This is a genomic window from Alteromonas sp. 14N.309.X.WAT.G.H12, from assembly GCF_036697315.1.
GTDB lineage: Bacteria > Pseudomonadota > Gammaproteobacteria > Enterobacterales > Alteromonadaceae > Alteromonas.
This window is the reverse complement of the sequence record NZ_JBAHZB010000205.1, coordinates 1-2,230: the sequence shown is the minus strand read 5'-3', so window position 1 is coordinate 2,230 and position 2,230 is coordinate 1. Positions and strand designations below refer to the sequence as shown.

The 2,230-nt window shown below is 45.9% G+C and carries 1 protein-coding gene and 2 pseudogenes; all 3 read left to right on the top strand.

Going from position 1 to position 2,230, the window contains the following annotated elements; translation table 11 throughout:
* A pseudogene (locus V5298_RS20460) lies at positions 1–201 on the top strand (sodium-dependent transporter); the annotation flags it as partial.
* 13 nt (positions 202–214) lie between these two features.
* Complete coding sequence (nhaC, locus tag V5298_RS20455; RefSeq protein WP_332933259.1) at positions 215–1,690, top strand: Na+/H+ antiporter NhaC; 1,476 nt, start codon at positions 215–217, stop codon at positions 1,688–1,690.
* Positions 1,691–1,710: 20 nt separating this feature from the next.
* Positions 1,711–2,230: pseudogene (gene pepN / locus V5298_RS20450) on the top strand (aminopeptidase N); the annotation flags it as partial.

Here is a 2,230-nt window from a genome sequence, read left to right as displayed (position 1 = left end):
ACCCAATACAGTCAGCCATTACTGGGGTTAGCCCTTTGTTTATTTGCCGGTTGGGTTTGGCGACGTGATATTATCCTGAATGAAATAAAGCAGGGGTATGACAACGCAGAAGCCAGCTTGTTTTGGAAAATCTGGCCCTGGTACGTCAAATTTGTATGTCCAGTGGTCATCCTCCTAATGTTTATTCGGTCTGTACTTTAAGAGTCTTAATAATATGAATAAAACAATAAAAGACCCGTCTTTATTAGATGCATTTATTCCCATTGTTTCCCTTATCATTATGATGGGAGGTGCGGTTTACCTTTTTGCAGATGATTCTTCCTACGGCCCGAATCAGATTGCCTTGCTACTGGGTACTGGCCTTGCTGCCATTATCGGCATGAAAAATGGACATCGCTGGAAAGACATCGAAGCCGGCATCATAAAAGGGATATCCATGTCGTTAGGGGCATGTTTGATCCTACTGGCGGTGGGCTCGTTAATTGGTACCTGGATGTTATCGGGTACCGTACCTACACTCATTTATTACGGGTTACAGCTTCTTAATCCATCCTTTTTTTATGCCGCCACCTGTTTGATTTGCGCCGTTGTTGCCATGAGCATTGGCAGTTCTTGGACCACCGCCGCCACCGTAGGTGTGGCGTTAATGGGGGTTTCAACAGGCATGGATATGTCCGCGGCGGTAACTGCTGGCGCCGTGGTTTCCGGTGCCTATTTTGGTGATAAAATCTCCCCCTTATCCGAGACCACGAATCTGGCACCTGCTGTGGCAGGAACGGATTTATTTGAACATATTCGGTATATGTTGTGGACCACCATCCCCAGTTTTATTATTGCATTAATACTGTTTGTTATTGTTGGCTTTAGTGAGGTGAAAACCGCGTCGGTAGAGCGTATAGAACAAATGCAGCAGCTGCTCGGCGATTCTTTTCACATTGGCTGGCATTTATTAATTCCATTAGTGGTATTGCTTACATTAGCGGTACGCAAAATGCCCGCATTTCCGGCGGTCTCTATTGGTGCCTTGCTAGGCGGTTTATGGGCGGTGATTTTTCAAGGAGACGTTGTCGCGTCTTTAGCCCTTGATAGTGACTCCCAGGGCATTGGGGCATTAAAGGTGGTGTGGACAGCCTTGTTTGCTGGTGTAAGCTTCTCTACGCCAGATGAAAACCTCAATGCCTTATTGAGCCGTGGCGGAATGTCTTCTATGTTAAATACAATATGGTTGATAATCTGTGCCATGTCATTTGGTGCCGTTCTTGAACGGGTAGGGCTACTGAAACGGGCAGTGGGGATTATCCTCCATGGCGCTAAATCGGCTGGCGATATGATTAGTCGTACCATTTTGACCTGCATTGGGACTAATCTGGTAACGGCAGATCAATATATGTCTATTGTTATGCCGGGGCGTATGTATAAAAAAGAATTTGAAAAACGGGGCCTTAATCAGCTCAATCTTTCCCGTAGTTTAGAGGATGGTGGCACATTAACGTCACCGCTGATCCCTTGGAATACGTGTGGTGCGTATATGCAAGGGGTGCTGATGGTGCATCCGTTTGAGTATATATTCTATACTTTCTTTAATGTGATAAATCCCATCCTTGCGGTAATTTACGCGTATCTTGGCATTAAAATTCTTCGCTTGGAACCGCCGTTTCAACCTGTTGAAAAAGAGGAAGAACGCACCTAGTTTTTATTTAAGGGGTACTCATGAGTGTCAATATTAAACGTCGGCTTGATTATAAAAAGCCGGCTTTCACCATTACGCACGTATGTATGCACGTGTGCCTCCATCCTACGCAGACCCAGGTAAAATGTACCACTTCGGTCACCCGAATCGGTGACCACGATGCGCCCCTAAGCCTCGACGGTGAACAACTGTCGCTAGTCGGTGTGCGTATCAATGGTGAGCCCTATCAGGATTATGAAAAAACAGAAGGGGGGCTCGTGCTCAATAATGTGCCTGATACCTTCGAACTTGAAATTGAAACCCATATTGATCCTGAAAATAATCATGCCTTGGAAGGCCTTTATTTATCAAATGGTGTGTATTGCACCCAATGTGAAGCGGAAGGGTTCCGGCGTATTACCTATTTTCTTGATCGCCCGGATGTACTGGCAACCTATGAAGTTACCGTATTAGGCGATAAGGCCTCCTGTCCGACGTTACTGTCAAATGGTAATCCTGTGGATGCTGGCGAGAATGAAGACGGCACACACTGGGTATCCT

What these genes read in the sequence shown, in the direction of transcription:
- nhaC (WP_332933259.1), top strand. Translation starts at nt 215, where the DNA reads ATGAATAAAACAATAAAAGACCCGTCTTTATTAGATGCATTTATTCCC.